Source organism: Dehalobacter sp. TeCB1 (genome assembly GCF_001707455.1).
GTDB lineage: Bacteria > Bacillota > Desulfitobacteriia > Desulfitobacteriales > Syntrophobotulaceae > Dehalobacter > Dehalobacter restrictus.
In genome coordinates this window covers 1-6,042 of sequence record NZ_MCHF01000053.1, presented here as the reverse complement: position 1 = coordinate 6,042, position 6,042 = coordinate 1, and the positions used below count along the sequence as shown (strand labels likewise).

Here is a 6,042-nt window from a genome sequence, read left to right as displayed (position 1 = left end):
CCGAATGTCGGGCTGAAGACCGCTCCTTCAATCGCCGCTACTTCAGACTTGATCTCACCTAAGCTAAAGGTTGAGCTTACCAAGGTCGTGTAGATTCCTTCGACCAGGGTGCCGATGCTGAATACTTCCGTTTTAATCTCGGCTAACCCGAATGTTGGACTAAACACTGCTCCTTCGATCGCGGCGACCTCGGATTTAATCTCTGCTAACCCAAAGGTTGCTCCGATGATGCTCGTGTAGATGCTCTCCAGCAGTGTGCCTATACTGAACACTTCGGTCTTAATCTCAGCCAATCCGAATGTCGGGCTGAAGACCGCTCCTTCAATCGCCGCTACTTCAGACTTGATCTCACCTAAGCTAAAGGTTGAGCTTACCAAGGTCGTGTAGATTCCTTCGACCAGGGTGCCGATGCTGAATACTTCCGTTTTAATCTCGGCTAACCCGAATGTTGGACTAAACACTGCTCCTTCGATCGCGGCGACCTCGGATTTAATCTCTGCTAACCCAAAGGTTGCTCCGATGATGCTCGTGTAGATACTCTCAATCAGAGTACCAATACTAAACACTTCGGTCTTAATCTCAGCCAATCCGAATGTTGGGCTGAACACTGCTCCCTCGATTGCTGCGACCTCGGATTTGATCTCTGCTAACCCAAAGGTTGCACCGATTATGCTCGTATAGATGCTCTCCAGCAGTGTGCCTATACTGAACACTTCTGTCTTAATTTCAGCAAGTCCGAATGTTGGACTATCTAACTTTTCCTCAATATTCTGGACTTCAAACTCGATAAGCTGAACCTCGGATTTGATCTCCTGCAGGCCAAAAAACGGATGGTAAACAGCGTCTTCTATAGATTTTACTTCTGTTTTAATTTCTGCTAGTCCAAAAGTCGGGCTTTCAAGCAATTTCAATATTTTCTTGCAGTCAGAATGCTTATGACAGTGTTCCTTTTTTTTACAATGGAATTTAAATGCCTTATTGCAGAGAAATAGTACGCCTGCTGCAGTAACACATATTTTTCTATTATTAACAATCACAATCTTTTTTCTGCCCGGCAAATTCTTGGGACATGTTTCATTATCTGGCTTTCTTTCATGAACAATTTTTAACGTCTCACCACATAAGAAAAGTCCCCCCAGTACCTCAATACATATTAATAACTTGTCACATATTTGTTTAATCGTTGTTAAAGAATCCTCTTTCCGTAATACCGCTTCAACTCCAGGGCTTTCTTTGATATTGTCTATCTGGGATCTTATTGATACAAAACCGTTTTCAATAACATTAATTACCGATTCCAGTATACTGGGTTTAACACCGGTTTTATTAGAAATAAATTTTAAGGTGTCCAGTATAGATTTATAGCTATTAAATGCTCTCGCGCTGGAAGCCTTAATTTCTGAAAAATAAAGTCCTTTTTCAGAACCATCCGGACCTTGTATATCCCCAACATTTTTTATACTGCTTACTGACGATTGAATATCTCTTAATTCATCTTTTATGATTTGTAAGCAGTCAACAAAATTTTTGCGAGATATTTTTCCACTTGCTTTTTGTTCATTTTCGGGGTTATCAACCACCATTTTTCCTCCTTTTATTATTAGAAATTCTTTTTTGTGTTAAATTTAACCAATATTTCAGTACATGCTTATAAATATGCTTTTTAGGACATGAGGTGTGCAGATAAGTCTTAGGCTTTAAAAAATTACAGAAAAAACAACCGAAAATTATTTTTCGGTATAGCTTTTACTTACAAGCAATCACAATGAACAATCAGACCCCGGCGCGAATAAAATATCGCTCCGGGGTCTGGAAATTTAAAAAGCTGAGGTTTTGAGATATTCGTGTATCTTAATGGACCTGATACATCCCTTTGCTTTGCATATAATTATAAATAGATTCGCCATGCTGCTGCTCTTCCGTCTGGATATGATTTAATACTCTGCGGATGTTGGTATCTCTGAATTCAAAAATGGCCGTATTGTACGTCGAAGCAATATGTTTTTCCGTTGAAAGCATATCCTGACAAAGATCGGCATCCTGCTGATTGACCATTCCGGCCTGTCCCATACCGGACGTCATAAATTGGGGCTGTTGCTGCTGTTGACCCTGTTGGATATTCGGAATTCCGCCGCTTAAAATCTGGTTAAGGCTTGTCAGATGCTCCTGCTCTTTTTGTGCCAGACTCTGAAACAACTGTTGAAGCTGCAGATCCTGGGTCTGACCGGCATAGTTATTGTACTTCTTAATACACAGTTCTTCATGGCTCTTGGAATCTTCCAATAAAGATCTTTCTTTACTTGTAAGCTGCATCATGTAACCCTCCAACATTTTTGATGATCTATGATCTTGCTGAAATTGTCCCTAAAGATACGAAAAGGACAGAGGGAACCGCAAAACTACTACTTTGTAGTGTTAGCGATACCCTCTTTCATTTTTTAGTGAACCGTATACATTCCTTTATTTTGCATATACCTGAAGATTTCTTCCCCCTGCCTTTGCTTTTCACTCTGTATACTATTCAGGTCCTGACGGAGGGAGGTATCCTGGATTTCAAAAATTACTGTATTATAGGCCCCAGAGAGATATTTTTCTGTTGAGAGCATATCATGGCAAAGCATCGAATCTTTTTGACCCGTCATGCCCTGAGGCTGGCCTGATATTCCGGAAGTTTGGCTCAAACTTTGATCAATTTTTTGGACATGCTGCTGTTCATGCTGCGCCATGTTCTGAAAGAGTTGTTTGAGTTGTGGATCTTGAGCTTGATTGGCAAATTCACTGCATTTTTGAGCAAACATTTGCTCGTGGCTTTTCAGGTCTTCTAAAAGCATTTTTTCTTTCTGGCTTAATTGCATTTCATTTCCTCCTATTATCAATCTCCATTATATTTTGCTGAAAATCTATTGTTATTATGCAAAAAGTTAAAATTCAATTGTTCTTCTTTGTATAATCAATCAGAATATTGCAAGACTATAGATGGTAACGAACGATTAAAATCTGAATGAAGGGAGAAATACATTTGTTCAAACATGATAAGCAGCTGCTGAAAGATGTACGCGTCGACGGTCCTAACCCAAATTATGCGTCTTTAATGTTAGATCAGTTAGGCGGACCGCATGGTGAGCTCAAAGCAGCTTTACAGTATCTGTCTCAGAGTTATCGCATCAAAGATGAAAAGATTAAGGATCTTTTCATGGATATTGCTTCAGAAGAATTAAGTCATATGGAAATGGTCGCCCAGACAGTCAATCTATTAAACGGCCACACGCTTGAAGCCATGAATACTTCTGTTGGCACCGTGGAATCACATGTCATCGGCGGACTTGCCCCCATGTTAACCAATGCTTCAGGCTATCCCTGGACCGGAGCATATATCGAGTGTACCGGCGATCTCGCTGCGGATTTGCTGTCAGATATATCGGCTGAAACAAGGGCAAAAGTAGTTTATGAATATCTCTACCGGCAGATTAACGATAAAGGGGTAAGAGAAACGATTGACTTCCTTTTGAATAGGGAAGAAGCACATAATACACTTTTCCGGGAAGCATTCAATATGCTCCAGAATACAGGCTCACTCCAAGACTGGGGAGTTACTCAGGATTCCAAGGTATACTTTGATCTCTCAACACCTGGAAAGTACTTCAATGAACTTAAAGACCCCCAAGCGCCAAGATTCAATACTCCTGATCAACCCCACTAAATATAATAAAAACAACCCGGGATTTAATTCTCGGGTTGTTTGTGTTTCTCATGTCATTAATTCTATCGTTGTCTATCGTTGTCCTATTGTATATTAGAACTCAGGGCTTTTCCATTTTTTATACTTGGTCAATTCCTTGTCTAACTGGTTGAATATTAGCCCAAGAACAGCAGCATCATCGACTAGTCCCAGTGCAGCAATCCAATCAGGAACAAGATCAACAGGGGATACGAAATAGATAAGCCCGGCAATGACAGAAATTATGGCCGTTTTGGAGATCGTTCTGTAATCACCGTTTAACCAGTCTTTTAATAAAGAAAAGAGCAACTGAATTTTATCCCAGATATTCTGGATTACATCGCGGTTTTTATTGTTATCCGCTTTTTTCAGAGCTTCAGTAAGCAAATTTTCCGTCTTTACAGGGTTGTCCACATAGTCTTTAGCCTTGTTCTGCCAGCGCTCCATCTCCTGTGGCTCAACTATGATCTCTGCATCTTCGTATTGTTCAATTTCCTTAATATTATCAGCCATTTTTCTATCCTCCTGAATGCACCTTTACGACGAAAACTTTTGGCGAAGAGCAAAAATGACACTTGGTAAAACAGTGATGAAAATAATCGCAAAAATGATTAATGAAAAGTTCTGTTCGACTGTCGGAATGTTCCCAAAATAATATCCGCCCATCACAAAAAGTGAAATCCAGGCCAAAGCCCCACATATATTGTAGAGCATGAACTTCCACAGCCTCATGTTGCTGATCCCTCCGACAAATGGTGCAAATGTCCGGATAATTGGTAAAAACCGTGAAATAAAAATCGTTTTCCCGCCATGTTTTTCATAAAAACTATGGGTTTGAATGAGATATTTCTTTTTAAAGAGTCTGTTGTCTTTCCAATTGAAGGCTTTCTGTCCAAAAAATCTTCCAATGAAATAATTCTGCGTATTTCCTGCGATTGCCGCAATAAGCAGTAGGATAAAAGCAAATTTAATATCCATCGCCCCTGTTGCTCCCAGAGCCCCGATGACAAAAAGCAAAGAATCCCCCGGCAGAAACGGTGTTACAACAAGTCCGGTTTCACAAAAAATGATTAAAAAGATAATCAGATACGCCCAGACACCGTACGTTTGGACCAACATATCCAGGTATTTGTCAATATGTAAGACAATATCAATCAAACTCGTAATAAATTCCATCAAATTCTCCTTCATTCAAACAAGCATTTTAAATAAACACGTTAGATTTTTGAATCATTTCCTTGCCTTTAATATAGTAATATAACCATGACAAAAGAACAAGAAACGGCTAATATTAAATCTTGATAATCAGATTACCAGCCTGCTCTTAAAATTGTCTTAGAATTCTATCAAAAATAAAAATAGGTAATAAATCCCAATATAATTAGCACAAATAAGCAGAACAAGCAATTTCGATATTATGATTGCCCTTAAACTGCTCAATCTTTATCGCGTCTTGGAGTATTTCACTCTGATTAGAGATATACTGTCCGACGATCTCTTCAACCTCGGGAAGTGCATTCAAATCTTTTAAATAAACCATAAAAGAATAAATCTGATTTAAACTGCTCCCTGCGGACTCCAGAGTATTCTTCAGGTTCTCCAAGCACTGCCTGACAGCCTGCTTGAAGTCACCCTCAATAAGCCTTTGGTCAAGTGAAGAAAAGGGCTGTATAGCAGAACCGTGATAATAATTTTCTATGATAACCCCTTGTGAGAAAGGCCCTTCAGACAGAAAAAGCTTTCCGTTATTGATATATTTTTTTTGGCCCCGATAGGCTGAAAATTCCAGTTCAACATCGGCTGTGCTTTCTAAATCTGCAATTTGAATAAAAACCCGAATAGGGTAATTTCCTTCTTTAAAATATAAAGAAAAGACTTCATCAATCTGGGAACCAAGTCCGATATTTTTAACCATAATGAGTACTGAATAAATATCTTCCAGCTTAAAATCTTTTTTTCTCATAAAAACTCTGGCCATCTCAAGTATTCTTTTCGTTTGAGTTCTGATGTCTTTATCTGCTAAGTTATTAACAAAATAGTCAATGAGCTCCAGGCTGGAAAAAAATAAATAGTTATCGTCTGCACCATTATTCACGGGCTGATTTTCTTTAGTCCGAAGTGTATCCATCATTTACTCTCCATTTACTGCTATTTCTCAATCAATTTACCCTATAGTATACTGAATTATTCATGGAAAGCAAATAAGAAACAGAGCACCAAAATAGATGCTCTGTTCTTAATTACCTGGCAACGTGCTATTTTCCCTTGCAGTATCGTCGCCCCAGGAGGTCTTAACTTCCGTGTTCGGGATGGGAACGGGTGGT

6 protein-coding genes, 1 rRNA gene and 1 pseudogene are annotated in these 6,042 nt (G+C 39.2%); 1 reads left to right on the top strand and 7 read right to left on the bottom strand.

The window, feature by feature from the left end; translation table 11 throughout:
- The 3 genes and pseudogenes from A7D23_RS11490 to A7D23_RS11480 all read right to left on the bottom strand — a co-directional run.
- Nucleotides 1-1,583: pseudogene (locus A7D23_RS11490) on the bottom strand (hypothetical protein); the annotation flags it as partial.
- A gap of 268 nt (nucleotides 1,584-1,851) precedes the next feature.
- A complete protein-coding gene (locus tag A7D23_RS11485) occupies nucleotides 1,852-2,316 on the bottom strand; it encodes a spore coat protein (protein WP_025205092.1) in 465 nt (154 codons plus the stop codon).
- Between the two features lie 122 nt (nucleotides 2,317-2,438).
- Nucleotides 2,439-2,855 carry a spore coat protein gene (locus A7D23_RS11480; RefSeq protein WP_025205089.1) on the bottom strand — a complete coding sequence of 139 codons (417 nt, stop codon included), beginning with the start codon at nucleotides 2,853-2,855 and terminating at the stop codon, nucleotides 2,439-2,441.
- 164 nt (nucleotides 2,856-3,019) lie between these two features.
- On the opposite strand from A7D23_RS11480, the gene A7D23_RS11475 reads away from it, so the two are divergent.
- Nucleotides 3,020-3,700, top strand: coding sequence for a manganese catalase family protein (locus A7D23_RS11475; RefSeq protein ID WP_015043991.1), 681 nt, complete (start codon nucleotides 3,020-3,022; stop codon nucleotides 3,698-3,700).
- A gap of 93 nt (nucleotides 3,701-3,793) precedes the next feature.
- Here the strand turns inward: A7D23_RS11475 and A7D23_RS11470 are convergent, their stop codons facing one another.
- The 4 genes from A7D23_RS11470 to rrf all read right to left on the bottom strand — a co-directional run.
- Complete coding sequence (locus tag A7D23_RS11470) at nucleotides 3,794-4,231, bottom strand: YkvA family protein (RefSeq protein WP_019225158.1); 438 nt, start codon at nucleotides 4,229-4,231, stop codon at nucleotides 3,794-3,796.
- A gap of 24 nt (nucleotides 4,232-4,255) precedes the next feature.
- Nucleotides 4,256-4,894 carry a DedA family protein gene (locus A7D23_RS11465; RefSeq protein WP_019225157.1) on the bottom strand — a complete coding sequence of 213 codons (639 nt, stop codon included), beginning with the start codon at nucleotides 4,892-4,894 and terminating at the stop codon, nucleotides 4,256-4,258.
- A gap of 205 nt (nucleotides 4,895-5,099) precedes the next feature.
- Nucleotides 5,100-5,849 (bottom strand): Rid family hydrolase, encoded by a 750-nt coding sequence (locus A7D23_RS11460; RefSeq protein ID WP_025205086.1) that lies wholly within the window; start codon nucleotides 5,847-5,849, stop codon nucleotides 5,100-5,102.
- Nucleotides 5,850-5,960: 111 nt separating this feature from the next.
- A 5S ribosomal RNA gene (gene rrf / locus A7D23_RS11455) occupies nucleotides 5,961-6,042 on the bottom strand; the annotation flags it as partial.